This is a genomic window from Thermocrispum agreste DSM 44070, assembly GCF_000427905.1.
GTDB classification, from domain to species: Bacteria; Actinomycetota; Actinomycetes; order Mycobacteriales; family Pseudonocardiaceae; genus Thermocrispum; species Thermocrispum agreste.
Genome location: NZ_KE386603.1, coordinates 455725 through 482622, shown reverse-complemented (window position 1 = coordinate 482622; position 26898 = coordinate 455725). Strand labels below are relative to the sequence as shown.

Here is a 26898-nt window from a genome sequence, read left to right as displayed (position 1 = left end):
CTCACACCACGGTGATCAGGATCGCGGCCACCGCGAACCCGACCACGGACAAGATCGTTTCCAGCACGGTCCAGGTCTTGAGCGTGTCCTTGACCGTCAGACCGAAGTACCGGGAGACGATCCAGAACCCGCCGTCGTTGACGTGCGAGGCGATGATCGATCCGGCGCAGATCGCCGCCACGACGAGTGCCAGCTGCGGCTGGGACATGCCCACCTCGGCCGCCGTCGGCCCGATGATGCCCGCGGTCGCCGCGATCGCCGCGGTGGCCGAGCCCTGGGCGATGCGCAGCCCGCAGCTGATCACGTACGCGGCGAAGATCACCGGCAGTCCGGCGTCGGCAAGCGACTCGGCCAGCGCGGTGCCGATGCCGGTGGCCTTGAGCACCGTGCCGTAGAACGCCCCGGCCCCGACGACCAGCAGGATCATCGCCACCGGTCGCAGCGCGACGGCGGCGATCTCGGCGATCTGCTCCCTGGTCATGCCCCGCCGGGACCCGAGCAGCCAGAAGGCCAGCAGCACCGCGACGGTCAGCGCGATGGCCGGGGTGCCGACGAAACCGGCCACACCCGCGGCCACCGACGTCTCGGGCAGCACGATGCTGCCGAACGTCCCGGCGAGGATCAGCACCAGCGGGATGGCGATGATGAACAGCACCAGGCCGAGGGCGGGTTCGGCATCGCCGGAGCCGCCGGGCTCGCCGGTGTCGTCGCCGTCCCCGGCCGTCCCGCCCGGCCGCACCTTGTCCCTGGCCAGCTGGGCGGCCGCCAGCATCTCCTCCGGCACCGCGACGTGGATGCGCCTGCCGATCCAGGACGAGAACAGCACCCCGCCGACGTACCAGGCGGGGATGGCGCAGGCGGCGCCCATCACGATCACCCACGCCAGCTCGACCTGCAGCAGGCCGGCCGCGGCGACCGGGCCGGGGTGGGGCGGCAGGAAGGCGTGCGTCACCGACAGCCCGGCAAGCAGCGGCAGACAGTACAGCAGGATCGACCTGCGGCCCTGTTCGGCCGCCACGTACACCAGCGGGGCCAGCACGAAGATGCCCACGTCGAAGAACACCGGGATGCCGAAGAGCAGCCCGGCCAGGCCCATCGCCAGCGGTGCGCGGTGCTCGCCGAGCAACCGCAGCAGCCGCCGGGTGAGCACCTGCGCCCCGCCGGAGGACTCCAGCATCGCGCCGAGGATCGTGCCCAGCCCGATGATCGCGGCGACGTGGCCGAGAATCCCGGCGAAGCCGGACTCCAGCAGCGAATCACCGGGGTTCTGGGCGGAGCCGGTCAGCTCGGCCACCGGCACGCCGGCGGCCAGCGCGGTGAGCATACCGACGATCAGCAACGCGATGAACGGTTCCAGCTTCAGCCGCACGATCAGCACCAGCAGCAGCGCGATACCGGCGGCGGCGAGCAGCAGCAAACCGCCCGTGGTGTCCTGCAGCCAGCTCACCACCCCGGTCACGACTCCGCTCCTTGCCCGGCAGGCTCCCCCGGCCCGGCCGCCCGCTTGACCGCCGCGACGAACTGCTCTGCTCGCGCGCGGATCCCCGCCACGTCGGACGGATCCCTGCCGACCACCGCCGAGCCCGCGGTCACCGCGAGCGCTCCCGCGGCGAGATAGTCGGCGGCGTTGCCCGCGTCGACCCCGCCGCTGGCCACCAGCGGCGTATCCGGGTACGGCCCGAGCAATTCGGTGAAGTAGGACGGGCCCATCCGGGAAGCGGGGAACACCTTCACCGCCGCCGCGCCGAAGTCGATGGCGTCGGCCACCTCGGTGGGGGTCAGTGCGCCGAGCACGGTGGGCACGCCGAGCCGGGCCGCTTCCTCCGAGACCCGCGGACGCAGCCCCGGGGTGACCAGGTACCGGGCGCCCGCAGCGACGGCATCGCGCGCCAGCTGGGGCGTCATCACCGTCCCGGCGCCGACCACCGCGCCGTCCACCGTGGACGCCTGCGCGATGACCCGCAGGGCCTCCTGGTTCATCAGCGCGAACTCGACCAGGGGCAAGCCCGCGTCCACCAGTGCGCGGGTGAACCCGGCCGGATCCGGAACATGGTCGGCGCGCACGATGCACAGCGCGCGGTGGGCGGCCAGCTGGGCGAGCAGGTCCATCAGTTCCTCCGGTTGCGCAGCGAATGACCGGGCAGGGCTCCGGTCGGCTTGCCGTCGTCGATCACCGGGACGCCGTTGACCAGCACGTACGGGATGCCGGTCGCGGGCTGGCGCGGTTCGTCGAACGTCGCGGTGTCGGCCACCGTGTCCGGGTCGAACAGCACCAGGTCGGCGGCGTAGCCGGCCCGCACGATGCCGCGGTCGGCCAGCCGCAGCCGCTTGGCCGCCCGCCCGGTCAGGTGCGCCACGCACTCCTCCAGCCCGAGCACGCCGAGTTCACGGACGTAGCGGGCCAGATAGCGCGGGAAAGTGCCCCAGGCGCGCGGGTGGGGCCGTTCACCGACCAGCAGGCCGTCGCTGCCGCCGGTGTGCGCGGGGTGCCGCATGATGGCCTGCACGTTGTCCTCGTGGCCGACGTGCATCAGGCACGAGGTGCCGAGGCGCTCGGCGATCAGGGTGTCGAAGTACAGGTCCGCGGGCGCCACGCCCGCGATGCGGGCGGACTCGGCGACGCTGCGGCCCACCAGGTGTGCGTTGGCCTCCTCGCGCACCCCGTTGATCTCGATGGATTCCCAGTCGACCGGCACGCCGTGACATCCGTCGGAGCCGGTCTCTTCGATGTCGCGGCGGATCCGCTCACGTGTCGCGGGATCGGACAGCCGGGCCAGGGTCGCCTCCAGCCCGCCCTCGGCCGCCCAGCTGGGCAGCAGCGCGGACAGGTAGGTGGCGCCCGGCAGGTAGGGGTAGGTGTCCAGCGTGACGTCCACCCCGTCGGCGATCGCGTCGTCCAGCAGCGCCAGCAACTCGCCCGCGCGGCCCGCGTTGACCGGGAAGTTCATCGTGGCATGTGCCAGGTGCAGCGGGCAGCCGGACCGCCGGGCGACCTCGACCATTTCCGCGTAGGCAGCCAGCGCGCCCGCGCCGTAGCTGCGGTGGTGCGGGCAGTAGTAGCCACCGCCTTCGGCGACCACTTCGCACAGCGCCACCAGCTCGTCGGTGTCGGCATAGCAGCCGGGCGTGTAGGTCAGGCCGGACGACATGCCCACGGCGCCCTCGGCCAGCCCGGTCGCCACGATCCGGCGCATCCGGTCCAGCTCCTCCGGGGTGGCCGGCCGGTCGTCCCAGCCGACCACCAGCATCCGCACCGTGCCCTGAGGCACCAGGTAGGCCGCGTTGACCGCCACGCCCTCGTCGAGCCGGTCCAGGTATTCCCCCACCGTGCGCCAGTTCCAGTCGAACCCGGGCGGATCGTCGTTCCAGCCGGCCAGCTGAGCCCGCAATGTGTCCAGCACGGTGTCGTCCACCGGCGCGTACGACAGCCCGTCCTGGCCGAGCACCTCGGTCGTCACGCCCTGCGACACCTTCGCCAGGTGGTCCGGGTTCGCCAGGATCTGCACGTCGGAGTGCGAGTGCATGTCGATGAAGCCCGGGGCGAGGACCAGCCCGTCGGCGTCGACCACTCGCCGCCCGGTGAGCCCGCCCTGTTCGATGGCGGCGATCTTGCCGTCGGAGACGCCGACGTCCGCCAGGTAACCCGGCTGACCGGTGCCGTCGACCACCCGGGCGTTGCGGAAAACGATGTCCATGACTGCCCCGCCTCGTCAGAAGTAGGTGCGGATCAGGTCGACGACCGTCTCGCCGTCGTCGCCGACCACCGGGATCAGCGGCCACTTGTCGAACGCGGTGCACGGGTGCGACAGCCCGAGGCCGATCCAGTCCCCGACGCGGACACCACCGGCCGGCCGGAGAAACGCGTGCTGATCGTTGACCTTCGCGACCGCGCAACCGTCCAGGCCGGACACCTCGCCGTCCCGGCGGAGCACCTGGGGTACCGGCAGTCCTTCGTCGAACGGCAGATCGCGCTTGCCCGCGGTGAGCAACGCCAGATCGTGCGAGGGGCGGGAGGTGACCTGAGCCCACAGGCGCATCGCCGGGCGCAAGCCGGGGAAGCCGGTGATGCGCGGCTGCTCGCCGAGCGGCGAGATGCCCCGGTAGAAGCCGTCGTCATGGGTGACGTAGGCGCCGGAGCGCAACACCGGCAGCACGTCCATCGGCTCCGGCCACGGCGCGGTGAGCGCGCGGGTGACCTGGTCGAAGTAGGCGCTGCCGCCCACCGTGACGATCACCTTCGGCCCCTGGAACCGGCCGGCCAGCGCGACGGCCAGCTCGCGGATGTCGTGCAGGTAGCTGTCGATTCTCGCGCGGGATTCCGGCGAGGCGTCATGCGCCAGTGCGCCCTCGTAGCCGCCGACCCCGGTCAACCGCAGCCGCGGGCTCCGGGCAGCGGCTTCGGCGACCTCGACGGCGGCGTCCAGGCCGCGTGCCCCGGTGCGTCCGTCGTCGGCGCCGAGCTCGACCAGAACGTCCACCTGGACGTCGTCGTCGAGCACGTCGGTCATCAGCTCGACCCCGGCCACCGTGTCCACCCAGCAGCAGAACTCCAGGGACGGGTCCCTGCGCAGCTCCGCCGCCAGCCAGCGCAGCGCGGCGGGATCGACGAGCTGGTTGGCCAGCAGGATCCGCTGCACGCCGAACGCCCGGTAGACCCGGGCTTGGCTGGCGTTGGCGGCGGTGATCCCCCACGCGCCGTGCCGCAGCTGCCTGGCGAACAACTGCGGGGCCATGGTCGTCTTGCCGTGCGGCGCCAACGCCACGCCGTGCTGGGCGCACCACTGCGCCATCGTGGCGAGGTTGTGCTCCAGCGCGTCGTCGGCGAGCACCAGCAACGGCCCCAGGAAGCCGTCCCGGAACACGTTCGGCCGCCGCCGCACCGCCTCGTCGATCGACAAGCCGGCCAGCGACTCCGGCATGCCCTTGAAACGCCAGTCGATCACCTCGTCCCGGATGGCCGCGACGCGACGGTGATCGATACCCACCGGGTGGTCCATGATCCGCCTCGTTGCATATTCTGCAATGTCCGTTGCACAATGTGGCGAGAAAGTGTGTACCATCCGCTCGACGGCAGGTCAACGGATCGGAGGGATATGGGTACCGAGGTGCTGTGCCTCGGCGAGTCGATGGCCCTGTTCGTGCCCGCCGAACCCGGCGCGATCGAGCGGGTGCGCACATGGACCCGGACGGTGGGCGGCGCGGAGTCCAACGTGGCCTGCCATCTGGCCGCCCTGGGCCTGCGGACCAGCTGGGTCAGCGCCGTCGGCGACGACGCGTTCGGCCGCGCGGTGACCGCGGAAATCGCCGCGGCGGGCGTGGACGTTTCGCAAGTGACGGTCGACCCGCACCGCCCGACCGGCCTGTACGTGAAGGAATGCCACGTCACCGGAAGCACCGTGCGCTACTACCGCTCCGGTTCGGCCGCCTCCGCCATGGGGCCGGACCTGGTGGGCTCGTTGCGGCTCGACGGCGTGCGGCTGGTGCACGTCACCGGCATCACCGCGGCCCTGTCCGACAACTGCCTGGAACTGATGCGCGCGCTGGTCGCCGTCCCACGGGCCACGCACCGCTTGTCGTTCGACGTGAACTGGCGGGCCGTGTTGTGGGCGGGCCGCGATGTCTCGGTGCTCGGCGAACTGGCGAACGCGGCGGACATCGTGCTGGTCGGCGACGACGAAGCCGCCGAAGTGTGGGGGGTGACGTCGCCGCGAGACATTCGCCGGCTGCTCCCCCGGCCGGACACGCTGGTCGTCAAGCACGGCGGGCGGGGAGCCACCCTGATCGAGCGCGACCCCGCCAGCGGCCGGGATCGCGCTCCGCTCTTCCAGCCCGCGCTCGCCGTCGACGTGGTGGAACCGGTCGGCGCGGGGGACGCCTTCGCGGCGGGCTTTCTCTCCGCCACCCTCCGGGGTGCCTCCCCGCAGCGGCGGCTGCGGGCCGGGCACCTCCGCGCCGCGGGCGCCCTGCGCTCCCCCAGCGACCTCGGCCTGCCCCTGCCCGACGACGTGGTCGCCTGCCTGCTGGAAGCCGACGAGAGCACCTGGACCCGGGCGCGGATCACCGAGCACGGGCTGGCGGTCCCGGACGAAGGGCCGAAGATGAGCTCATGAGCCAGAGCCTTGACCGCGCACTGACCTTGGTGGAGCAGCTGGCCGGCGGGCGCAAGACGCTGGACGAGCTGGCCGCCGCCGTCGGGGTGCACAAGTCGACCGTGCTGCGGCTGCTGCGCACGCTGGAAGCCCATCGCTTCGTGCAGCGCGAGGGGCCGCACCACTACCGGCTGGGCACGGCGCTGTTCGACCTGGCCCAGCGATCGCTGGAGGACCGGGACGTCCGGCGGTGCGCGGAAGCCGCCCTGCGCGAGCTCAACCAGCGGACCGGCCACACCGTGCACCTGGCCAGCTACGAGGACGGCGAGGCGATCTACATCGACAAGTTCGAAAGCAAGCACGCCGTGCGGATGTACTCGCGGATCGGCAAGCGCGCGCCGCTGCACTGCACCGCGGTGGGCAAGGTGCTGGTCGCGGCGCTGCCACCGCAGCGCCGGCGGGTGATCGCGGAGAGCCTGGACTACCCGAAACTGACCGAGAACACCATCACCTCGGCCGAGGAGTACCTGGCGGAGCTGGAGAAGGTCGCCGAGCGCGGCTACGCGGTCGACAACGGCGAACACGAGGACTTCATCAACTGCATCGCCGCCCCGATCAGCGGACCACGTGGCGTGGTGGCGGCGGCGTCGGTGTCCGTGCCCAAGGTCATCGCCGGCCTGGACGAGCTGATGTCGCTGCTGCCCGACCTGCTGGCCGCGGCGGAGAAGGCATCCATCGAGTGCGGCGCCCCGGCGCCGGGAAAGGAGCGTTGATGTCCCGCACCGCCTATTACCCGGAAGGCGCCAAGAAGCCGCCCGCGCCGTTGTCCCCGGCGGTCCGCAAGGGCGCCTTCGTGCAGGTCTCCGGGCAGATCGCGGCCGACCCTGCCACCGGGGAGGTGGTGGGATCGACCGTCGGCGAGCAGACCAGGCAGGCGATGCGCAACGTGCTGGCCACACTGGAAGCGGCCGGGGCGAGCGAGTCCGACGTGATCATGTTCCGGGTGTATCTGACCGACGTCGCGCACTTTGCCGAGATGAACGCCGTGTACGAGGAATTCCTGTCGGACCCTTACCCGGCGCGGACGACGGTCTACGTGGGGCTGCCCCCTGGCCTGCTGGTGGAGATCGACGCGCTCGCCGTGGTCGGCTGAGCGCGGTCGACAGCCGATCACCACAGGTCACCTCGGGCGGTGAATCGCGTCGTACGGCCTTGACATCGGGTGTCCAGGGCTACGGTTAGGGAATGCCCCGTGATGCGCCCGATGTGGACAACCGCGCTGAACAGCTCGCGGTGGTCGCCGATACCGCGCTGTCGCAGTTCGACTTGGAAAGCACGCTCGGCGCTTTGCTCGGCCGGGTGCGGGAGCTGCTGTCCGCGGACGCCGCCGTCATCCTGCTCTGGGACGACGACGCCGAGCACCTGCGGGCCGCGGCGGCCAACGGGCTGGAGGAAGAAGTCCAGCAGGGCGTGCGGGTGGAACTCGGGGCGGGCTTCGCCGGGCGAGTCGCCGCCGAACGGAAACCGATCCACCTGCGGCACGTCGATCCGACCACCGTGGCCAATCCGCTGCTGTGGGAAAAGGGCCTGCGATCCATGCTCGGCGTGCCGCTGCTGGCCGGCTCGAAGCTGATCGGCGTGCTGCACGTCGGGTCGTTGCGCGAGCGCACGTTCAGCGACAACGACGAGCACGTGCTGCAGCTGGCCGCCGACTGGATCGCGCTGACCACCAGGGCCCAGCTGATGGCCATCGACCGGGCGGCCGCCTTAGCGCTGCAACGCAGCCTGCTTCCGCCGCGGTTGCCGCACGTTCCCGGGTTCGAACTGGCAGCGCGGTACGTGCCGGGCTCACGCACCGGCGTCGGCGGGGACTGGTACGACGTGTTCGAGCTGCTGGACGGCCGCTGGGGGGTCGCCATCGGCGACGTCGCCGGGCACGGGCTGGGCGCCGCCACGGTGATGGGGCGGATCCGCAGCGCGCTGCGGGCGTACGCGATCGAAAGCAGCGCCCCCGCCGACACACTGATCCGGTTGAGCCGCAACATCTTCCACTTCGAGTCCAACGGCATGGCCACCGTCGGGTACGCGGTGCTGGATGCGGCAGGCGGCCGCGCATGGATGTCCAGCGCGGGACACCTGCGGCCGATCGTGGCCTCGGCGCATTCGCCTGCGGCACCGGCGGCGATCCCGGTGGACCCGCCGATGCACTCCGATCTCCGCCCGGTCCCCCGCCGCACCAACCCGGTGGATCTCGAGCCCGGCGCGGTGCTGGTGTGCTACACCGACGGGCTGGTGGAACGCCGGGGCGAGTCGATCGACGAAGGCATCCACCGGCTGTGCCAGCTGGTGACGCCGGACCATCCGGAAGGCGTGTGCGCGCGAATCATGGCTGACCTGGTGGGCAACAGCACCCCGGACGACGACGTGGCGCTGTTGGTGCTGCGCCGGACCGAGTAGCCGGGCCGCGCGGGCACGCACACCGCCGGATCGGTCTCTTCGCCCGGACACGCGGCCGCGTCACGAACCGCCGTCCGTGCCTGCCCGGCGGCTTCCGTTGCCGGATCCGGCCGAGCGTCGCGCGGAGATCGCTCCGTGCGACCGGGCATCCGTGTCCTTCCTGGTCTCCTTGCGCAGCACGTCGAACCCGGCGTCGCGGACCAGCTGCTCCAGCTCGTCGACCGGCCAGTAGTACGCCGTGGTCACCTGGTGGTCGAACGGCTCGACCTTGTCGCCGGTGAAGAAGCCGAGCAGCAGCCCGCCGTTCGGCTTGAGCGCCCGGGCAAACTCGGCGAGCACGTCCGGGATGCAGGGCGGTGGCAGGTGGATGAGCGAGTACCAGGCGAGAATCCCGGCCAGGCTGCCGTCGGCGTGATCCAGGTGCTCGGCGCGCCCGAGCCGGAAGTCGGCGTCCGGATAGTGCTGCCGCGCATGCGCGATGAACTCCTGGGCCGGGTCGATTCCCGCCACCTTCACGCCCTGCAGGCGCAGCCAGTGCGTCCAGTGGCCGGGGCCGCATCCGACGTCCAGGACCAGCCCCTTGGGGAGCCCGCGCGCCCAGGAGCGGACCAGGCGGCGATCGTCCTCCGCGGTCGCGTCGATGCTGCCCAGTCGCTCGATGTACTCCGCGGCCCGCTTGCGATACGCCTCCTGCACACTGTCCACACTCGGATCATCGCAGCAGCCGCAGCGGGCGGAGGAACGCCCCCGGCCGATGTTCCTCCGCCCGCTCCCCCGTCACCGGCTTCGGCGTCGGTCGTCCTGCTTCCGGTAGTAGTCGGCCACGGCGGTGAACGCGGCCTTCGGCTCCCACGCCATGTCCGGATACGTCTCGCCGCGCCCGTTCTCGAGCACCTTCACGATCCCGACGCCGGCCAGGTCCAGGTCCCGCTCCGGGTCGTCGGGACGATGCGGGTACGACTCCAGCGCGAACAGGAACGGGAACGTCCCCTCGACCCCTGCCTCGTCGTAGATCTCCAACAGCTCCCGCAGGTAGGTGGCCTGCCCTTCCTCGTCGCGGACGTAGTCGCCGTTGATCCTGAGCGGACGCCCGTGCTCGTCGCAGTCGACGATCTCCATGCTGCGCGGCGCGATGTCCGCGGAGCCCTTCCAGGTGGCCGTGCCGAAGCCGGTGATCACCACGGGCTTGGGCTGGGCGACGAGGTTCCGTACCGCGTCGACGAACCTGTCCTGCACCTCGGCGGTGCGCATGAGCTCGACCGCGACGTAGTCGAACTGCGACCAGTCGACCCGCTCGAACGGAATGCACGCGTAGGTGAGCGGCCCGGCGAAGTGCTCCCGGACCACCGCGACCGCTTCGGCCAGGAAGTCGTTGAGCCGGGCACTGACCCCGGCGAAGTTCTCCGCGCGCAGCTTCGGGTCGCTCACCAGTGCTGCGACGCGTTCGGCCGGATCGTTTCCCGGCACGAACCCCGGGTTCATCACGGTGAGCTCCACCCCGGTGACGAACACGACGTCCGCGCCCTGTCGCCGCAGCCGCTCGGCCCGCTGGGCACAGTCGGCGAACAGTTCGAGCATCTGGTGACGATCGAGCTCGAGCGGGTACGGCGAGAACCAGACGGCGAGGCCGAGCTCGGCGGCGCACTGCGCGGCGAGCTCGAGCCGGCCCGGGTCACCACCCACGATGTGCACGGCGTTGCAGTGCAGGTCGTCGCGGATGATGGTCAGTTCCCGGCGCACGGTGGCCGGGTCGAAGTGCTCTCGCGAGCAGTTGCCCGGCCGGATGAAGCCGGTGTCGTAGGTCATTCCCTTGATTCGCATCGCCCGATCCCTTCCAGTCCTGTGGGCGACGGCCACGGTACGGAAAAAGTTGCGTGCACGCAAGTTTGCGCACACGCAAGATTCGTGCGACACTGGCCACGTGCCGAGCCGAACCGGTGGTTTGCGGGAACGGAAGAAGGAGGCCACGCGCAAAGCCCTCCGCGAGGCCGCCCTGCGGCTGGCCTTGGAACGCGGCGTGGACCAGGTACGGGTGGAGGACATCGCCGACGCCGCCGGGGTCTCCCCGCGGACCTACAACAACTACTTCGCCAGCCGGGAGCAGGCCATCGTGGCCGCGGTGACGGCCGAACGCGAGCAGCGCGTCGCCGAAGCGCTGGCGAACCAGCCGGCGACGGCCGGCCTCGCCGAGGCGGTGATCAACGCCGTGGTCAGCGAATTCACCGAGCCGTCCGAGCGGCACCGGGACACCTTGCTCACCATCACCGGCCACCCCGGCGTGCGGCAGGCCTACCTGGAGTCGGCGACCGCGATCGAGGCGCCACTGGCCAACGCGATCGCGGCCAGGCTGGGCGGCGACGAGGACACGCGGCGCCTGAAGGCGGAAGTGCTGGCCGCCGGTGTCGCGTCCGCCGTGCGGGTGGCGCTCCGCAGATGGGTGCAGCCGGCCGCCACGAGCAGCGCGCTGATGGTGCCGTCCGGTTCGCTCGCCACGTTGCTCACCGAGGCACTGCGCCAGCTCGCTCCGGCACTCGAGGCCGCGGAAGACGCCTGTGCCGGGGGTTCTTCGGAGGGGTAGCCGGGCGTCACCGCGCCGGCCGCCTGAGCGGGCACCTTCGGTGTCTTTGCGGGCCCATCGAGCGAGTCCATGGGAAAACCCGTCCGTGTGACGGTACCGGGACTTCACCGGAACTGTGCACCCTGCTGTCGACGATGTCGGTGAGCGTGATTGGTCAGGAGTGAGGAAGACACATGCCCACCCAGTCGCCCCGCCGGCGGAGCCCGCTGGACGGCCCCCGCCGACCGTCGATCAACGTGATTCTCACCAGCGTGGTGGTCGTGCTCGCGCTGGTCGTCTTCGGCACGATCCTGCTTTTCGGCGGCGATGACGACAACGGCACGACCGCGGCCGCCCCGTCCGAGACGCTGGTACCCGAGGACGCCCACACGTTGAGCGAGGCGGACCCCGACGGTCCCCAGGTCACGCTGGTCGAGTTCCTGGACTACCAGTGCTCGGCGTGCGCGGCCTACTACCGCAACATCACCAGCAAGATCGAGAAGGACTACGCGGGCCGCATCACGTTCGTGCCACGCAACTTTCCGCTGGACATTCACCCGCTGGCCCCCCTGGCCGCACGCGCCGCCGAGGCCGCGGGCAAGCAGGACAAGTTCGCCGAGATGTACACGAAGCTGTACCAGAACTGGACGGACTGGGCCGTGCAAGGCGAGTCCCTGCGATCGGACCCGAAGGAAGCAGCGCGCCAGTTCGAGCGCTACGCCCGCGAGATCGGCCTGGACGTCGCACAGTTCCGCGCGGACATCGAGGCGGCCGATGTGAGCAAGAAGGTGCAGCGCGACATGGCCGACGGTGAGAAGCTCGGGGTGGAGGCGACGCCGACGTTCTTCATCAACGGGAAACGGTTCGAGCCGTCCGGGGAGACCTTCGCCGACGTCGAACGTCAGCTGCGCGCGGAACTGGACAAGGCGCTGGGATGAGCACACGAACTGAGACCGGCCGGCCTGCCGCGGAGGCTGCCGCCCCGTCCCGCGGGCTGGCGTGGCTGTACGTCATCGCGGGCGGCATCGGACTGCTGGCGTCGGGCGCGCTGACTCTGGAGAAGATCGCCAGGCTGCGCGATCCCGACTACATCCCGACCTGCTCGTTCAACCCCGTGTTGTCCTGCGGGTCGGTGATGGACAGCTCGCAGGCCGCGGTGCTCGGCTTCCCCAACCCGCTGCTCGGAATCGGCGGCTTCGCCGTGGTGGTCACCACCGGCGTCGCGATGCTCGCCGGATTCCGCCCGCCGCGGTGGTACCGCGCCGGCATGGTCGCGGGCAGCACCGTGGCGGTGGTGTTCATCCACTGGCTGATCGCGAGCAGTCTCTACGACATCGGCGCGCTCTGCCCCTACTGCATGGTCGTCTGGGCGGTCACGATCCCGATCTTCTGGTACTCGGCACTGGACGCCTGGCCGGCGCTGGCGCCGCTGCGCCGCGTACACAGCGCGATCCTCGCGTTGTGGTACGTGGTGATCATCGCGCTGGTGGTGCAGAGATTCTGGTCGTACTGGACCAGTCTGGTGTGAGTTGCGACCCCGCGCCCGCGGCCGCGTGATGCCCGGCGGCTCGCACCAGCTGAGCGCGGGCCCTGGCCACTCGCGAGCGGATCGTGGCCACCGAACAGCCCACGACCACGGCGGCTTCCCCATACGGCAGTGCGAGGGTCTGCGTCAGCACCACTGCTTCGCGGCAATCGTGATCGAGGGTGCCGAGCAGCAGGTTCGCCTCGACGAGATCGTCGGCCCCGGCTGGCGGCTGCTCTCCTGCCCCGCCCGGCCGCGGGGTGGCGGGCGCGGCCTGCGAACGCGTGCCGCCCCAGCGGAGGTGCTCGAGCACGACGCGGCGAGCGATGGCGAGCAGCCAGGTCCGCGCCGACAAGCGCCCGGAGTACCGAGGCAGGACGGCCATCGCCCGCTCGAAAGTCTCCACCGCGAGCTTCCCGGCGACCCCGACGTCTGCCAGCAGCGCCGCGAACCACCACACGTCGTGCTGGGTGGCGCGCACGAACCGGGCCAGCGCGCCGCGATCACCGGCGCGCGCATCCAGCGCCAGGCTGGTCACCCCGTCGAGATCGTCGTTCATTGCGTCGGATGGTATTGGGCACGGGCTGGAATTGCGTCGCCGTTCGACCCACCATGTCTTCGTGGACTGCGAAACTTCCCGTGAGGCTCTGTCGGCGCGTCTGGACGGCGAAGCCGAGCCCGCCCTGCGTGAGCATGTCGACCGGCACCTGGCGCAGTGCGGCGAGTGCAGGCAGTGGCACACCCAGGCGGTTCAGCTGACCAGGCGGCTGCGCGTCCGGCCGGTGGCCACCGGCCCCGACCTGGCCGCCGCGGTGCTGGCCCGCCACCGCCCGGCCAAGGCGGACGACACCGGAACCCGCGCGGCACTGGGGGTGCTCGCGCTGGTCATCGGCGGGCTGGGGATGGCCGAGCTGCTGGCGGAGCCCGGTCCCGTGCACCAGGCAGGCACGACCTCCAGCCGCCTGGTCCAGGAGACCGCGACGTGCACACTGGCGCTGGCCGTCGGGCTGTTCGTCGCCGCCGCGCGGCCGCGCTACGCGGCGGCCATGCTCCCGGTGATGGTGTGCTTCACCGGGGTATTGACGGTGCTTGCCGCGCTCGATCTCGCCGCAGGGCTGGTCACCGTGTCCGACGTGCTGGCCCACCTGCCTGTCCTGGTCGCATCCGGCCTGCTTTACGCGGTCTACCGGAGCCGGCGCTGCGCAGCGCCGGCGGCCGCTTTCGACGGCTTGCCCGGGCAACTGCCGGAGCCGGCGCCGTGACGGCGGCAAGCACGTCGTCATCCATGCAGCAGGTGGTGGAGCGGGCGAGCACCGGACAGATCGGCGCCCGCCCGCCGCACAAGACCGACCGCGCCGAGGTCAGCGACGGGCTCGGGCTGCCTGCACCAGATTCCGCAAGGCCGGTTCGACTTCGGCGTACGCGCGGGTCTTCAGCCCGCAGTCGGGATTGACCCACAGCCGTTCCCTGGGCACCACGCGCAACGCCGCGTCCAGCAGCTCCCCGACTTCTTCGACGCTAGGCACCCGCGGGGAGTGGATGTCGTACATACCCGGTCCGACACCGCGGGCGAAGCCGGCGTCCGCCAGGTCGTCGAGCACCTCCATACGGGAGCGCGCCGCCTCGATCGTGGTGACGTCGGCGTCGAGCGCGTCGATCGCGGTGATCACGTCGCCGAACTCGGAGTAGCAGAGGTGGGTGTGGATCTGCGTGCCCGGGCTCGCCCCGCCGGTCGCCAGCCGGAAGGCGCCGACCGCCCAGTCCAGATACGCCTTGCGGTCGCGCTCCCGCAGCGGTAGCAGCTCGCGCAGCGCGGGCTCGTCGACCTGGACGACGGACAACCCGGCGGCCTCCAGATCCGCGATCTCGTCGCGCAGCGCCAGGGCGACCTGGTCGGCGGTGGCGGCCAGCGGCTGGTCGTCCCGCACGAAGGACCACGCCAGGATGGTGACCGGGCCGGTCAGCATGCCCTTGACCGGACGGGAGGTCAGCGACTGCGCGTACTTGCTCCACTCCACGGTGATCGGCCCCGGCCTGCTGACGTCCCCGTGCAGGATCGGCGGACGAACACAGCGCGTGCCGTAGGACTGGACCCATCCGTGCTGGGTGGTCGCGAAGCCCTCCAGCCGCTCGGCGAAGTACTGCACCATGTCGTTGCGCTCGGGTTCACCGTGCACCAGCACGTCGAGCCCGATCTCCTCCTGCAGGCGCACGACCGACTCGATCTCGGCGCGCATCAGCTGCCGGTAGGTCTGCTGGTCGATGCGTCCCGCCCGCAGGTCGGCTCTGGCCTTGCGGACCCGCCGGGTCTGCGGGAAGGAACCGATCGTGGTGCACGCCAGCGGCGGCAGGTCCAGCCGCTGACGGTGCGCGGCCGCTCGTTCGTGGTACGGGGGCCTGGCACGGTCCGCTGGGGAAAGCTCGGCCAGGCGCCGGCGAACGGTCTCGTCCCGGCGTGCGGCGCTCCGCCCGCGCTCGACGGCCGCCGCGGCGTCTTCCACCTCCGCCGCCACGTCCTCGCCACGGAGCGCCCGGCCGAGCACCACGACCTCGGCGAGCTTCTGCCTGGCGAACGCCAGCCGCTCGCGCAACGCCGGATCCAGGTCGGTTTCCCTCGCCAGGTCGTAGGGAACGTGCAGCAGCGAACACGACGTGGACACCGCCAGGCCCGCCACTGCGTCGCGCATCGGCTCGACTTGCTCCAGCGCGGCACGCAGGTCCGTCCGCCAGATGTTGCGTCCGTCGACCAGCCCGGCCACCACGATCTTGCTCCGCAACCCGGGAATCGCCGGAATCCGTTCCGCCGCCCCTGGCCCCGCCACGAGATCGACCGCGATCGCTTCCACCGCGGTCGAGGCCAGCACCGGCAGCGCGTCGCCGAGGTCACCGTAGTAGCCGGTGACCAGCAGCTTGGGACGGTGCGGCAGGGACGCAAGCCGGTCGTAGGCGCGGCGCAGCGCGGCCAGTTCGGCGGCGGAACGGTCCGCCGCGAACGCCGGTTCGTCGAGCTGGACCCATTCCGCTCCCGCCGCGGCGAGCTGGGTCAGCAGGTCGGCGTAGGCCTCCACCAACGGCTCGAGCAAGCTCAACGTGGTGAACCCCGGCTCGGAACCCGGCGCCGGTTTGGCCAGCAGCAGGAACGTCACCGGTCCCAGCAGCACCGGGCGGGTGGTGATCCCGGCCTGCGCGGCCTGCCGGTAGTCCTGCACCGGGACGTCGTTGCGCAACCGGAACGAGGTGGCTGGACCGAGCTCGGGGACCAGGTAGTGGTAGTTGGTGTCGAACCACTTGGTCAGCTCGAGCGGCGCCACCTCGGTCGTGCCCCTGGCCATCGCGAAGTACGTGTCGAAATCGCCGAGGCCCAGGTCGCGATACCGCTGCGGGATGGCGTCGACCATCACCGCGGTGTCGAGCACGTGGTCGTAGTAGGAGAAGGTGTTGCCGGGAACGCTGTCCAGACCGGCATCGGACAGTTCCCGCCACGTCGCGTGGCGCAGCTCGGCGGCGACGGCTTGCAGTGCGGGCTCGTCCAGGTCGCCGGACCAGTAGCTTTCGACGGCGCGTTTGAGTTCCCGGTTCGGCCCGATCCGCGGGTACCCCAGCACGGTGGCGCCGATGGCGGTTTCGGTCATTCGCTCTCTCCTCGCGAGCTGGAATGGACGCGCCGGCGCCGCGCGGGCAGCAGGCAGGGCGCCCTTGGCTCACGAGGGCGTGTCCGCAAGCCCACCCGAGTGGCGCCGGACCAGCGCACGCCGGCGGCGTGCGCGCCGATGGCAGGTCTTCGGACTCACGAGCACCCACCGGGCGACCGGTGGACCTACTGGCCGTCGCTTCCCAGGCGATGCGCACGCCCAGTGCTTCGATGACGGTGGTCGTTCTCGTTCACCGCTGCGGGGCAGTCCCGGATTCGCACCGGGTTCCCTCTTGCCCCGCCTCCGCGCGGCGCGGAGGCGGACCATCGGCGACAGTCAGCCTAGTCCCGCCGGGCAAGCCCGGCCACGTCGTGGAAAGCCCGGCCCCCGAGCGGCGCATTCGCCACGACCCAGCCGCGCAGGCAGCACAGGACGGGCACGCAACCGACACCACGACCACCAGCCAGCACTCGCCACGGCCCAGCCACACAGACAACACAGGACAGGCACGCAACCGACACCACGGCCACCAGCGGCGCCCACCCACGGGCCGCGGCAGCCGTCACGCCGGGCGCACCGGCTGCCGCAGGATGGTGCGCAACTTGTCCGGCGCGGCCCGCCGCAGATCGGACAGGTAGATCTCGTGGTGCTTGCCGGTCAGCGCGAAACCCTGGGCCGGGATGACGTCGTGGTGCATCGTCGCCAGCGTCTCGGCCTCCTCGTCGAACGGCCCGATGTGCAGCGTCTGCACACACCGGCCCTCCTCCAGGGTCTCCAGACGCACCTCGTCGAGCCGGGGCGCCTGCCCGGCCGCGGCCACCTTCCGTTTCGCGGCCTGCAACATGTCGCCGGTGATCCACTCCGGCTGCATGATCATCACGGTGAAATGCCACTTGGACTTGTCCCGCGCGGTGGTGAAGCTGTCCATGTCGTCCGCCCACCACAAGCCCTCCAGCGGCATGACGACGTAGTCCAGGCCCAGCTCCTGCTTGCTGGCGAACTTCAGCTTGTAGGCCAGCGGGAACAGCGTCTCGACCGCTTCCCGGAAGGACGCGCTGGTGTTCGGATCGCCGTATCCGTCGATCATCAGGTACTGCAGCGGCGGAACGTCGACGACGCGGAACTCCCCGCTGCGGGCGCGGTAGCAGTCGAGCTTCTTGAAATCGGCCTTGGACACGCGCGCACCTTAGCCGGAACCACCGACACCGACGACGCGAACGAGGGTGCCGATCCCCCGGCGACGGCTCTGCTCGGCGCGGTGGGACGGCCGACAATGCCTTTGTGGCGCCTTGCGGCTTTTGCGGCACCGTCGGCCGTCGCGGGACCGCATCGCCCGTGCACCTGGGCTCGCTTGCAGACCGCGATGGTGGTGGCGCAGCTCATCGTGCATCGCCCGTGCGCCTGGGGCTCGCTTCAGCGACAGGCCGACGCGCGCCACCAGCCCGGATCATCGCCCGTGCGCCTGGGGCTCGCTTCCCGCGTCACTCCGTCAATGCGAAGACCTCCATCGCCTTCTCCCGCCGCCGCGGCACCCACTCGGTGGGAAGTTCGTCGGCGGGCGCGGAGTACTCCCGCAAGACATGCCGGGCGACGACCTGCCGGTGCACCTCGTCCGGACCGTCGTAGATCCGTGCCGCACGCGCCTTCCGGTACATCTGCTCCAGCGGCAGGTCCGACGAGTAGCCGAGGGAGCCATGGGCCTGCAGGGCCCGGTCGATGACGTCGTGCAGGACCTTGGCCCCCCAGTACTTGATGGAGCTGATGTGCACGCGTGCCGCCCGCACCCCCTGGGTGTCGATGATCCAGGCAGCCTGCAAGGTCATCAGGCGCAGCGCGTTCAACTCGGTCCAGGAGTCGGCGATCCAGTTCTGGATGGTCTGCTTGTCGGCGAGCAGCGAGCCGTGGGTGAACCGGTACTTGACCCGCTCGCACAGCATGTCCAGCGCCCGCTGCGCCTGCCCGACCCAGCGCATGCAGTGGTGGATCCGGCCGGGACCGAGCCTGCTCTGCGCGATGGCGAATCCCGCGCCACGCTCGCCGAGCATCGCCGACGCGGGCAACCGGACGTCGGTGAACGACACCTCCGCGTGGTTGTCCAGCCGGCCCGGCCGGGGCCGGGGATCCTCCATCGTGCCGAAATCCCGCTCGACCACCAGGCCGGGTGTGCCCGCGGGAACGATGAACTGCGAGGCCCGCTCCCGCGGCGGCGCGTCGGGGTCGGTGACCGCCATGACGATGAAGAAGTCGGCGACCGAGGCATTCGTGATGAACCACTTCCGGCCGTTGATCACCCAGTGGTCGCCGTCCAGTTCGGCGCGGGTGCTCAACAGGGTCGGGTCGGCTCCCGCGCCCGGCTCGGTCATCGCGTACGCCGATCGCAGCTTTCCGGCCAGCAGGGGCTCGAGGTACGTCCTGCGCTGCTCCTCGGTGCCGTAGCGCGCCAAGATCTCCGAGTTGCCCGAGTCCGGCGCCTGATTGCCGAACACGTAGGGGGCGACCCAGCTGCGGCCGATGATCTCGTGCATCAACCCCAGCTTGACCTGCCCGAACCCCTGTCCGCCCAGCTCCGGGTCGAGGTGGGCGGCCCACAGGCCGCGCCGTTTGACTTCCTCCTGCAGCGGCGCGATGGCGGCGCGGAAGGCGTCGTCGTCGAGGTCGACGGTCTCCAGCAGGGACACCCGCTCGTCGACGAACTCACGCATCCACTTCAGTTTCTCGGCGAATTCCGGCTCGGTGGCGAACTCCCACGTCATGACTGCAGCAACTCCTTGACACGGAACTTCTGAACCTTGCCGGACGTGGTGCGTGGCAACGGTTCGGTGGTCAGCGTGATGCGCTTGGGGATCTTGTAGTTGGCCAGCTCGGCGCGCATGTGCTCGAGCAGTTCGTCCTCCGTGACGGTCGCCCCCGGCCGGACGACCACCAGGGCGTCGCCGACCTCGCCCCACTTGTCGTCCGGTTTGCCGACCACGGCGGCCTCGATGACGTCGTCGTGCTGGGCCAGCACGCGTTCCACCTCGGCCGGGTACACGTTCAGCCCGCCGGAGATGATCATGTCCTTGGCCCGGCCGGAGATGAAGATGTATCCCTCCTCGTCGTAAGTGGCCAGGTCCCCGGTGTGCAGCCAGCCCCCGGCCAGCGCCGCCTTGGTGGCCTCCGGCCGGTTGTAGTAGCCGATCATGTTCGCCGGGGAGCGGCAGATGATCTCGCCGACCACACCGGGCGGCACGTCGTTGCCTTTGTCGTCGACGATCCGCAACTCGGCCGCGCTGCACGCCCGCCCGGCGGACCCGAGCTTGCGAACCGCGTCCTCCGCGGGCAGGTAGCTCATCATGGTCGGGAACTCGCTCATGCCGTAGACCTGCAGCACGGCACAGTTCGGCAGCTTCCGCTGCGCGTCCTCGATCGCCGTCACCGGCACCGGCTCACCACCGGACACGATCAGCCGCAGCGACGAGGTGTCGTAGTCGCCGAGCGTCGGCTCGGCCAGCACCCGCTTGAGCACGGTCGGCACCATCAGCGTCGCGGTGACCCGCTCGCGCTGCACGGTGGCCAGCAGACGGGTGGGTTCGAACCCGGTGCTCGGGCTCAGCACCACCCGCCCGCCCCGCCACAGCGTGGCGAGCGCGATGTCGTGCAGCCCGGCCGCCCAGCACAGCGCGGGCACGATCAGGTAGACGTCCTTGGCCGTGATCTCGTAGTCGACGATCTGGTGGAAGCTGTTCCACAGCACCGTGGAGTGCGTGTGCATGGCCCCCTTCGGGGTGCCGGTGGTGCCCGAGGTGTACTGCAGCAACACCAGGTCGTCGGCCTTCGCGGCGTCACGGGGAGCGTCGTCCGCATCGGCCGACAGCAGCTCCTGGTAGTCGATGCCGCCGTCGACGGAGGTGTCGATGGTGACGATGCGGCGTGATCCGTCCACCGGTGCCACGTCGGCCAGCGCCTTCTCGAACACCAGCCAGCGCGCTTGGCAGTCGTCGAGGATGAACTCGACTTCCTTGCGTTTCAGCAGGTAGTTGATCGGCACCACGACGCCGCCGAGCTTGGCGACGGCGAAGAACAGCTCCAGCCACTCCAACCGGTTGTACAGCAGCACCCCGACCCGGTCGCCGTGCGCGAACCCCCGGGCTCGCAACCCGGCGGCCACCCGGTCCGAGCGCGCGTCGAGCTCGTCGTAGGTCAGCGACGCCCCTTCGAACGTCACCGCGATCCGCTCGGCGTTCACACTGCCCGCCGTGCGGTGCTTGCGCAGCACCTCCGCCAACGTGTAGCGGTCCATCCCTCGCTCCGTTCCTCGTCACCGAGTTCGCTTCAACTGCAGCTCCAGGTCGGCGTGCAACACTCCGCGGATGTCCGGCAGCAGCGCGCTGTCCGCTTCCCCGTCCCAGATCCGCCTGATCAACTCCGTGATCGCGGCCAGCAACTGCCTGCGGTACTGGCGCGCGTCCGCCACCTCGTCGGGAACCTCCACCGGCCACCGCCGCACCCCGGCCGACAGCACCCGCACCGAGTCGGCCAGCCACGCGTCGTCCTCCCTGACCTGCAGGGCCAGCACGCCGAGGATGCCGACCGTCGCGATCACCGAGGAGCGCGCACGGTCGTCGGTGATGGCCGGCAGCACGGAGGTGGTCAGTTCCTTGCGGATCGCCAAGAGCATCTGTGCCGGGCTGATCATGTGTATGCGAGACAGTCGGCGACCATGGCGCGCATGGTCGGCATCGTGTAGTGCATTCGCGCGAGGCGAAGATCGTCGATCTGGCCGTCACGGACTTTCTTGCCCGCGTCCAGCCACATGACCGCGTGCCGGACCTGGTGGAACGTGATCCAGAAGTGCAGCGCGTCCCGGTCCACCCGGCATCCGGCGTGCCGCTCGTAGCGGGCCAGGAACTCCTCCTGGGGCAGGATCATGCACACCAGGTCGCTGTCGACGCGGTTGGACGGACAGCACACCCACCCGACGTCGTAGAGCGGGTCCCCCAACCGCGCGAACTCCCAGTCGATGACCGCGTTGACCCGGTCGTCGCCGAACAGCACGTTGCCGGTGCGGTAGTCGCCGTGCACCAGGCCGATCCGTTCGCTGGCAGGCACGTTGGCCCGGAGCCAGCCGAGGCCGTCGACGATGATCGGTTCCGGCTCGTCGGCGACCCGCCGCAGGTAGTCCTCCAGCTGGGCGATCTCCGCCTCGGCGAACGCCGTGCCTGCCGGCGGCACGCCGAGAAAGCCCACGTCCGCGGTGTGTTGGTCGATGGCGTGGATCTCGGCAAGGATCCGGCAGAAGTCCTCACCGATCGGCCCCCGGCCGACCTCGGCGAGGTACTTGCGCCCCTCCGGCGACCACGGCACCACGGCGATCCCCGGTACCCACGCCACGACCGAGTAGCTCTCGCCGAACAACGAACGATCCGCATCGAACCACAGCGGTTGCGGCACCGGGACCGGCGTGGCGGTCAGTGCCACCAGCAGCCGGTGCAGGCGCCGCGGATCGACCTCGTGCCGGGCCATCGCGCCGGGGCGGAACAGGCGCACGACCACCTTCCGCAGCTCGCCGTCGTCGTCCAGCACGAGCACACCGGTCTCGTCCGACAGGCCTTCCCCGGCCAGCTTGCGTTCCACCAGCCGTACCGGCCTGCCGAGCTGCCTGCCGAACCGTTCTTCGATCGCCTGTGGTGGCGCGTCCAGAATGCCCATGGCCCACCTTCAGAAGATCGCCGCGTACATGATCTTTTCCTGCGTGGCCTCTTCGGCGCTGAATTCCGCCACCGCCCGGCCGAACCGCGTGACCAGGATGCGATCCGACACGGCCAGGATCTCCGGCAGATAGGACGAGATCACGATCACCGCTTTTCCTTCGTCGGCCAGCTGACGGATCATTTGGTGGATTTCCTCGATGGCCCCGACGTCGACCCCGCGGGTCGGCTCGTCGAAAATCACCACTTCCGGGTCGGCGACCAGGGATTTCCCCACGACGACCTTCTGCTGGTTGCCGCCGGACAGTTCGACGATCTTGGCGTCGGAGTTGATCGCCTTGATCCGCAGCCGCTTGGTCCACTCCCGCGCGATCTCCGCCCGCCGCCTGCGGGACAGCAGCCATCGCTTGCGGCCGCGGCGCGACGCCAGGTAGCCGAGATACAGGTTCTCCGCGATGGTCATCGTCTCGAAGAACCCGTCGGCCTTGCGGTCTTCGGTGATGTAGACGATGCCGTCGTCGATGGCTTGCTTGGGCACCCGGTACCGCACCGGCTTGCCGTTCACCAGGACCCGTCCGCCGTGGATCCGGTTGCGTTTGAGCGCGCCCGCGATGATCTTGGCGGTCTCGGTCCTGCCGCTGCCGATCAGGCCCGCGATGCCCAGCACTTCCCCGGCGTAGGCGGAGAACGACATGTTCCGCACGACGTTGCCGAGGATGAGGTTTTCCACCTCGAGCACTTTCCGCCTGCGCTGCGGCTTGCCGTCGCCGCCGGACCGCCGCCGGGTCTGCGTCCCGGTCAGCGCCCTGCCGACCATGTGCTTGACCAGCTCGTCGCGCGTCGTCTTCTTGGCATCGAGGGTCACGATCCGCTCGCCGTCGCGCAGTACGGTGACCCGGTCGGCGATCTTGAGGGATTCCTCCAGCATGTGCGAGACGTAGATGATGCCCAGCCCCGCCTCGCGCAGCTTGTTGATGACGTCGAACAGGTGCAGCGTCTCTTCCGGCGTCAACGTCGCCGTGGGCTCGTCGAAGATGACGATGCGCGCGTTCGACCGCAACGCCCGCGCGATCTCCACCATTTGTTTCTGCGCCGCGCCCAGCGTCGACACGTAGGCCGTCGGGTTGACGTGGAAGTTCATCGACATCAGCAGCTGCTGGGCACCGATGTTCAGCGACCGGAACCGGGTCAGCAGCCGCTCGTGGCCGAGCTCGATGTTCTGCGCGGCCGTCATCGTCGGCACCAGGCTGGTCTCCTGGTAGACCATCGCCACGCCGTGCTCGAGCGCGTCGTGCGGCCGGCGGAACGACACCCGCTCGCCGGCGATGAACATCTCACCGGAGGTGGGCTGCACCGCGCCGGAAAGGATCTTGCACAACGTCGACTTGCCCGCACCGTTCTCGCCGACCAGGGCGTGCACCTCCCCCGCGTCGAGGGTGAAGTCGATGTCCTTGATGGCATGCACGCCCCGGTAGGTCTTGGTGACCTTGCGCAGATCGACCAGCCTGGTGTCCCGCTGGTCCGGGGAGATGTCGAGCAGGTCGACCATGGACTGGCTCATGGGTGACTCACCTCCACGACGCAGTCCCCGCCACGGGACGCGATCAGCACTCGCTGCCCGCACTGCCGCACCGACGTCACGCCGTGCCTGCTCCCTCCGCCTCTGCTGTGCAGGCTGCTCGCCGGATATCCGTCCGGGTCCAGCCGGACGGCCAGCCCGTAGGACCGCGGCGGGGCCCACGGCTTGACCACGCCGAGCTTGCGGATCTGGCCGCCTTGCAGCGGCTCCAGGCCGCTGTTGAGGCCGCGCAACGCGGGCCGGATCCACAGGTCCGGCTCGATCGTGCGCATCATCTCCTCGACGTAGTAGCGCTGCGTGAGCACGAACTCCACCAGCTGGGTACGCAGCGCGAACATCGCCAGCCAGTAACCGCCGCCCGCGGCGGGCTGCAGCCGTCCGGGATAACCGGGCAGGTTCTGCTTCAGCACGCTCGGCTGCCCGCCGTCGAGCGGGAACGTGCTGATCCGGTGCGTCCAAGCCTCACTGACCACCGCGGCGGCGCCGTCCTCGGTCAGCGTCACCCCGCTGGCGTAGCCGAGTTCGTCGGCGAGCAGGTCGGCCGAGCCGCTGTCCGGGTCGAAACGCACCAGCCTGCCCAGCCGGTTGCACTCCATCAGGTCGTGCACCCACTGCTGCCCGGCGTGCTTGCTCGACCCGTCGGTGACGAGCACCGAACCGTCGGCAGCCACCGCGAAGTCGGTCGGACACCGCAATGGCCGTCCGGCCACCTGGTCCAGCACCACCTCGGTGCGGCCGTCCGCGGTGACCGCGACGACCCCGACGCCGGCGACCGCCACCAGCAACCGGCCGTCCACCAGGCGCGCCAGCGCCCCTGCCTCCCCACCGAACTCGGCGACGGTGACCGGGTCACCGCCGTCGGCCGGCATGCGCAGCAGTGTGTTCCCGCTGGTGACGTACAGCTGATCGGCGTCGAGCAGCACGTCGTCCGGCTCGGGAAGCTCCACGACCAGCTTCGCTTCCTCCAGCGCGTCGTTGGGGGTCAGCCCGCCGTCGAGCGGCGGAATCGCCGTCCCACTGTGCCTGCCGGGGAACAGGAACTCCTTGATCAGCTGCAGAGCTTCGAATCGTGACACCGCCGGCTCCTTTCAGTTCGCCGCGGACCCGGCGACGGAACGCACCGCCCGGCCGGACGAGGAAGCCGTCGGCTCGGCCTCGTCCAGCTTGATCCGGCCGATGCGGTTGTTCTCCAGGCCGCCGATGTACAGATAGCCGCCGTGCTCGCGCATCGAGGTGATCGTGGCGTGCGCGGTACCGCCCGGGTCCCACCACGTGCCGAGCACTTCGCCCTGCTCGGACACCTTGACCACGCAGCCGTGATTCATGCTTGGGTACAGCCACTCGTCCCGCGGGATGCGCTTCATCATGCGGCGGCGGAACGTCGGCATCCGCATGGCGAGGTCGTAGGCGGGGGAACGCATGCCGTTGAGCGCCACCCAGTACGCGCCGTCCGACGCCCGGTTGATGTTGTCCAGGTAGCCGGGGAAGTTCTCCATGAACACTTCCAGCCGGCCCTTGTCCGGGCCGTCGATGTGGAACCGCAGGATGCGGCACAGCCAGGTCTGCGCGATGAGCAGCGACTTGCCGTCGTGGCTGACGCACACCCCGTTGGGGAACACCAGGTTGCGGATGACCGTCCTGGTCTTGCCGGTCGCCGGGTCGTAGCAGAGCAGCCGCCCGTTCGGCCGCCCTTCGATCCCGTCCAGGATCCAGTCGGCCATCTCGAACCGGGTGGTCGCCTCGCTGAAGTAGATCTTGCCGTCGGGCGCGATGTCCAAGTCGTCGGCCAGGCGCAGCCGGCTGTCGTCGCGCAGCTGCAACCAGTTGCGGTTGGTCTCGTCGGTGAGCTTGCGCACCTCACCCTGCGGCGTCACCGCGTACAAGCCCATGCCTGCGACGCAGACGACGAGGTTCTCCTCCGCATCGAACGCCAGCCCCAGCGGATGGCCGCCGATCCTGGCGAAGATCTCCCGGTGCTCGAAGTTCTCCCCGGAGAAGCGGAGAATCCACCCCTGCCGCGTGCCGCAGTACAGGCGGCCCTGCTTGTCCAGGATCACGTCCTCGGGACCCTCGACCTGCCCGAGGCCGATCGCCTCGGCGCCGACCAGCCGGTCGTTCTGCTCGAACGGCGTGCCGGATCCCGGCCGGGTGTCCTGCAGCTCGCCGTACTCGACGATGGTGGGGTTGACGTAGGTCTTCTGGATCGCCTTGCCGCGGTTCTTGCCCCACTTCAGGTCCAGGCCGACGGCGACGATCAGCACCGCGGCCAGCACGGTCTGGAACACCTCGCCGCCGACGTTCATCAGCAGCAGGCCCTTGCCGAGCAGGCTGATCGTGGCGGCGCCGATGAACGCCCGCCACACCGTGCCCTTGCCGCCGGACAGGCTGATGCCGCCCAGGATCACCGCGGTGAGCACGGTCAGCTCCATGCCCTCCCCGACCCGCGCGCTGGCGCTGGACAGGCGCGATGCGTAGAAGATCGCGGCGAGCGCGCACAGCAGCCCGGAGAACACGTAGCTGATCAACAGCACCCGCTCCACCCGGATGCCCGCGTGCCGCGCGGCCCGCCTGCTGGCGCCGACCGCGGTGATGTGCCAGCCGAGCCGGGAGCGGCTGAGCACGATGTGGCCCACGATCAGCACACCGATCAGCGTGACGAAGCTGAACGGGATGCCCGCCACCTTGCCGGTGCCGAACCACTCCCACACCGGATCGGTCACGAACACGGTGGCGGTCTGCGCGGAGTAATTCAGGTCGAGCAGGTTGAGCACGCCGCGGAAGATGATCAGCGTGACCAGCGTGGTGAGGAACGGCCGTGCCTTGAGGTAGGCGACGATGCTGCCGTTGACCGAGCCGAGCAGGGCGCCGATCAGCAGGCCGAGGGCGATCGCCACGGGCACCGGCAGGCCGCTGAGGGTGACCAGCAGGATCACTGCCATGTTGCACAGGCCGAACATGGAACCGACCGACAGGTCGATCCCGCCCGAGATGACCACCACCGCCATGCCGAGGCACACCAGCGACAGCTCGGCCAGCTCGGCGGAGGTGGACAGCAGGTTCTCCTGGCTGGCGAACCCAGGTGTGGTGGCCGAGAAGAACACGAACACGCCGATCAACAGCGCCAGCGGGATGGCCGGCTCCATCCAGCGCTTCTCGAACAACTCGGCGAAGACCTGTTGCAGGGCAATGCGCCTGCGCAGGTGTCGCAGCTTTATCACGAGGGTCTCGTTCGCCGGCACGTTCCGTTCCGGCGGCCGGGATCCGAGACGCAGCCGTGGCACGGTTGCGGTCATGGCAATTCTCGCTCTCTTCATGGCACCGAGCGCGGCGGCCTTGACAGACGAGGTGGCTAGCGGAAGGTGAGGAGCCCGG

Annotated in this window: 24 protein-coding genes and 1 riboswitch; of the genes, 8 read left to right on the top strand and 16 right to left on the bottom strand. The window is 70.2% G+C overall.

The window, feature by feature from the left end:
* Position 1: 1 nt before the first annotated feature.
* The 4 genes from YWY_RS0112285 to YWY_RS0112270 are packed head-to-tail and all read right to left on the bottom strand — an operon-like array spanning position 2 to position 4997.
* Positions 2–1450 (bottom strand): GntP family permease, encoded by a 1449-nt coding sequence (locus YWY_RS0112285; protein WP_028847840.1) that lies wholly within the window; start codon positions 1448–1450, stop codon positions 2–4.
* Between the two features lie 5 nt (positions 1451–1455).
* On the bottom strand, positions 1456–2109 hold the full coding sequence (locus YWY_RS21790; RefSeq protein WP_038045048.1) for a bifunctional 4-hydroxy-2-oxoglutarate aldolase/2-dehydro-3-deoxy-phosphogluconate aldolase: 654 nt from the start codon (positions 2107–2109) through the stop codon (positions 1456–1458).
* Positions 2109–3695, bottom strand: a complete 1587-nt coding sequence (locus YWY_RS0112275) for an N-acyl-D-amino-acid deacylase family protein (RefSeq protein WP_028847839.1) — start codon at positions 3693–3695, stop codon at positions 2109–2111. The genes YWY_RS21790 and YWY_RS0112275 overlap by 1 nt, the downstream gene beginning before the upstream one ends.
* Before the next feature lie 15 nt (positions 3696–3710).
* On the bottom strand, positions 3711–4997 hold the full coding sequence (locus YWY_RS0112270) for an amino acid deaminase (RefSeq protein WP_038045047.1): 1287 nt from the start codon (positions 4995–4997) through the stop codon (positions 3711–3713).
* Between the two features lie 96 nt (positions 4998–5093).
* Between YWY_RS0112270 and YWY_RS0112265 the strand changes: the two genes are divergently transcribed.
* The 4 genes from YWY_RS0112265 (at position 5094) to YWY_RS0112250 (ending at position 8546) form a co-directional block, all read left to right on the top strand.
* Positions 5094–6110, top strand: coding sequence for a sugar kinase (locus YWY_RS0112265; RefSeq protein ID WP_038045046.1), 1017 nt, complete (start codon positions 5094–5096; stop codon positions 6108–6110).
* The gene (locus YWY_RS0112260) at positions 6107–6862 is read left to right on the top strand and encodes an IclR family transcriptional regulator (protein ID WP_028847836.1); all 756 of its coding nucleotides are present in this window, start codon (positions 6107–6109) and stop codon (positions 6860–6862) included. Before YWY_RS0112265 ends, YWY_RS0112260 begins: the two co-directional genes overlap by 4 nt.
* Positions 6862–7242, top strand: coding sequence for a RidA family protein (locus YWY_RS0112255; RefSeq protein WP_028847835.1), 381 nt, complete (start codon positions 6862–6864; stop codon positions 7240–7242). Before YWY_RS0112260 ends, YWY_RS0112255 begins: the two co-directional genes overlap by 1 nt.
* Positions 7243–7334: 92 nt before the next feature.
* The gene (locus tag YWY_RS0112250) at positions 7335–8546 is read left to right on the top strand and encodes a PP2C family protein-serine/threonine phosphatase (RefSeq protein WP_028847834.1); all 1212 of its coding nucleotides are present in this window, start codon (positions 7335–7337) and stop codon (positions 8544–8546) included.
* 60 nt (positions 8547–8606) lie between these two features.
* Here YWY_RS0112250 and YWY_RS21785 read toward each other — a convergent pair whose 3' ends face one another.
* Positions 8607–9251 carry a class I SAM-dependent methyltransferase gene (locus YWY_RS21785; protein WP_051310192.1) on the bottom strand — a complete coding sequence of 215 codons (645 nt, stop codon included), beginning with the start codon at positions 9249–9251 and terminating at the stop codon, positions 8607–8609.
* A gap of 72 nt (positions 9252–9323) precedes the next feature.
* Positions 9324–10367 (bottom strand): glycoside hydrolase family 113 protein, encoded by a 1044-nt coding sequence (locus YWY_RS0112240; protein WP_028847833.1) that lies wholly within the window; start codon positions 10365–10367, stop codon positions 9324–9326.
* A gap of 100 nt (positions 10368–10467) precedes the next feature.
* On the opposite strand from YWY_RS0112240, the gene YWY_RS0112235 reads away from it, so the two are divergent.
* The 3 genes from YWY_RS0112235 to YWY_RS0112225 all read left to right on the top strand — a co-directional run bounded on the left by YWY_RS0112235 (position 10468) and on the right by YWY_RS0112225 (position 12631).
* Complete coding sequence (locus YWY_RS0112235; RefSeq protein ID WP_028847832.1) at positions 10468–11124, top strand: TetR/AcrR family transcriptional regulator; 657 nt, start codon at positions 10468–10470, stop codon at positions 11122–11124.
* Between the two features lie 236 nt (positions 11125–11360).
* Positions 11361–12041, top strand: a complete 681-nt coding sequence (locus tag YWY_RS0112230) for a DsbA family protein (RefSeq protein ID WP_245566654.1) — start codon at positions 11361–11363, stop codon at positions 12039–12041.
* A complete protein-coding gene (locus YWY_RS0112225) occupies positions 12038–12631 on the top strand; it encodes a vitamin K epoxide reductase family protein (protein WP_084609222.1) in 594 nt (197 codons plus the stop codon). Before YWY_RS0112230 ends, YWY_RS0112225 begins: the two co-directional genes overlap by 4 nt.
* Here YWY_RS0112225 and YWY_RS21780 read toward each other — a convergent pair.
* Positions 12579–13187: a sigma factor-like helix-turn-helix DNA-binding protein gene (locus YWY_RS21780; protein WP_084609276.1), complete on the bottom strand. Its 609-nt coding sequence runs from the start codon at positions 13185–13187 to the stop codon at positions 12579–12581. The genes YWY_RS0112225 and YWY_RS21780 overlap by 53 nt on opposite strands.
* 61 nt (positions 13188–13248) lie before the next feature.
* Here YWY_RS21780 and YWY_RS21775 point away from each other — a divergent pair, with 61 nt between their 5' ends.
* Positions 13249–13890: a zf-HC2 domain-containing protein gene (locus YWY_RS21775; protein ID WP_169725245.1), complete on the top strand. Its 642-nt coding sequence runs from the start codon at positions 13249–13251 to the stop codon at positions 13888–13890.
* 99 nt (positions 13891–13989) lie between these two features.
* On the opposite strand, the gene metE is transcribed toward YWY_RS21775, so the two are convergent.
* From metE to YWY_RS0112170, 9 genes are all read right to left on the bottom strand, one after another.
* Positions 13990–16260, bottom strand: a complete 2271-nt coding sequence (gene metE, locus YWY_RS0112210; RefSeq protein ID WP_028847829.1) for a 5-methyltetrahydropteroyltriglutamate--homocysteine S-methyltransferase — start codon at positions 16258–16260, stop codon at positions 13990–13992.
* A gap of 123 nt (positions 16261–16383) precedes the next feature.
* A riboswitch (cobalamin riboswitch) is annotated at positions 16384–16603 on the bottom strand.
* 219 nt (positions 16604–16822) lie between these two features.
* On the bottom strand, positions 16823–17437 hold the full coding sequence (locus tag YWY_RS0112205; protein WP_028847828.1) for a GyrI-like domain-containing protein: 615 nt from the start codon (positions 17435–17437) through the stop codon (positions 16823–16825).
* A gap of 304 nt (positions 17438–17741) precedes the next feature.
* Positions 17742–19013 carry an acyl-CoA dehydrogenase family protein gene (locus YWY_RS0112200; protein WP_028847827.1) on the bottom strand — a complete coding sequence of 424 codons (1272 nt, stop codon included), beginning with the start codon at positions 19011–19013 and terminating at the stop codon, positions 17742–17744.
* Positions 19010–20539, bottom strand: coding sequence for a class I adenylate-forming enzyme family protein (locus YWY_RS0112195; RefSeq protein ID WP_028847826.1), 1530 nt, complete (start codon positions 20537–20539; stop codon positions 19010–19012). The genes YWY_RS0112200 and YWY_RS0112195 overlap by 4 nt, the downstream gene beginning before the upstream one ends.
* 18 nt (positions 20540–20557) lie before the next feature.
* Positions 20558–20917 (bottom strand): hypothetical protein, encoded by a 360-nt coding sequence (locus YWY_RS0112190; RefSeq protein ID WP_156899218.1) that lies wholly within the window; start codon positions 20915–20917, stop codon positions 20558–20560.
* 14 nt (positions 20918–20931) lie between these two features.
* Positions 20932–21948, bottom strand: a complete 1017-nt coding sequence (locus YWY_RS0112185) for a phosphotransferase family protein (RefSeq protein ID WP_028847824.1) — start codon at positions 21946–21948, stop codon at positions 20932–20934.
* 9 nt (positions 21949–21957) lie between these two features.
* Positions 21958–23508 carry a sugar ABC transporter ATP-binding protein gene (locus YWY_RS0112180; protein ID WP_084609220.1) on the bottom strand — a complete coding sequence of 517 codons (1551 nt, stop codon included), beginning with the start codon at positions 23506–23508 and terminating at the stop codon, positions 21958–21960.
* Positions 23505–24602 (bottom strand): SMP-30/gluconolactonase/LRE family protein, encoded by a 1098-nt coding sequence (locus YWY_RS0112175; protein WP_084609219.1) that lies wholly within the window; start codon positions 24600–24602, stop codon positions 23505–23507. Before YWY_RS0112175 ends, YWY_RS0112180 begins: the two co-directional genes overlap by 4 nt.
* 12 nt (positions 24603–24614) lie before the next feature.
* Positions 24615–26744: an ABC transporter permease gene (locus tag YWY_RS0112170; protein ID WP_245566653.1), complete on the bottom strand. Its 2130-nt coding sequence runs from the start codon at positions 26742–26744 to the stop codon at positions 24615–24617.
* Between the last annotated feature and the right edge of the window lie 154 nt (positions 26745–26898).

What these genes read in the sequence shown, in the direction of transcription:
- YWY_RS0112270 (WP_038045047.1), bottom strand. Translation starts at nt 4,997, where the DNA reads ATGGACCACCCGGTGGGTATCGATCACCGTCGCGTCGCGGCCATCCGG.
- YWY_RS21790 (WP_038045048.1), bottom strand. Translation starts at nt 2,109, where the DNA reads ATGGACCTGCTCGCCCAGCTGGCCGCCCACCGCGCGCTGTGCATCGTG.
- YWY_RS0112265 (WP_038045046.1), top strand. Translation starts at nt 5,094, where the DNA reads ATGGGTACCGAGGTGCTGTGCCTCGGCGAGTCGATGGCCCTGTTCGTG.
- YWY_RS0112225 (WP_084609222.1), top strand. Translation starts at nt 12,038, where the DNA reads ATGAGCACACGAACTGAGACCGGCCGGCCTGCCGCGGAGGCTGCCGCC.
- YWY_RS0112250 (WP_028847834.1), top strand. Translation starts at nt 7,335, where the DNA reads ATGCCCCGTGATGCGCCCGATGTGGACAACCGCGCTGAACAGCTCGCG.
- YWY_RS0112260 (WP_028847836.1), top strand. Translation starts at nt 6,107, where the DNA reads ATGAGCCAGAGCCTTGACCGCGCACTGACCTTGGTGGAGCAGCTGGCC.
- YWY_RS0112185 (WP_028847824.1), bottom strand. Translation starts at nt 21,948, where the DNA reads ATGGGCATTCTGGACGCGCCACCACAGGCGATCGAAGAACGGTTCGGC.
- YWY_RS0112180 (WP_084609220.1), bottom strand. Translation starts at nt 23,508, where the DNA reads ATGAGCCAGTCCATGGTCGACCTGCTCGACATCTCCCCGGACCAGCGG.
- YWY_RS0112190 (WP_156899218.1), bottom strand. Translation starts at nt 20,917, where the DNA reads ATGCTCTTGGCGATCCGCAAGGAACTGACCACCTCCGTGCTGCCGGCC.
- YWY_RS0112275 (WP_028847839.1), bottom strand. Translation starts at nt 3,695, where the DNA reads ATGGACATCGTTTTCCGCAACGCCCGGGTGGTCGACGGCACCGGTCAG.
- YWY_RS0112240 (WP_028847833.1), bottom strand. Translation starts at nt 10,367, where the DNA reads ATGCGAATCAAGGGAATGACCTACGACACCGGCTTCATCCGGCCGGGC.
- metE (WP_028847829.1), bottom strand. Translation starts at nt 16,260, where the DNA reads ATGACCGAAACCGCCATCGGCGCCACCGTGCTGGGGTACCCGCGGATC.
- YWY_RS21780 (WP_084609276.1), bottom strand. Translation starts at nt 13,187, where the DNA reads ATGAACGACGATCTCGACGGGGTGACCAGCCTGGCGCTGGATGCGCGC.
- YWY_RS0112255 (WP_028847835.1), top strand. Translation starts at nt 6,862, where the DNA reads ATGTCCCGCACCGCCTATTACCCGGAAGGCGCCAAGAAGCCGCCCGCG.
- YWY_RS0112200 (WP_028847827.1), bottom strand. Translation starts at nt 19,013, where the DNA reads ATGACGTGGGAGTTCGCCACCGAGCCGGAATTCGCCGAGAAACTGAAG.
- YWY_RS0112195 (WP_028847826.1), bottom strand. Translation starts at nt 20,539, where the DNA reads ATGGACCGCTACACGTTGGCGGAGGTGCTGCGCAAGCACCGCACGGCG.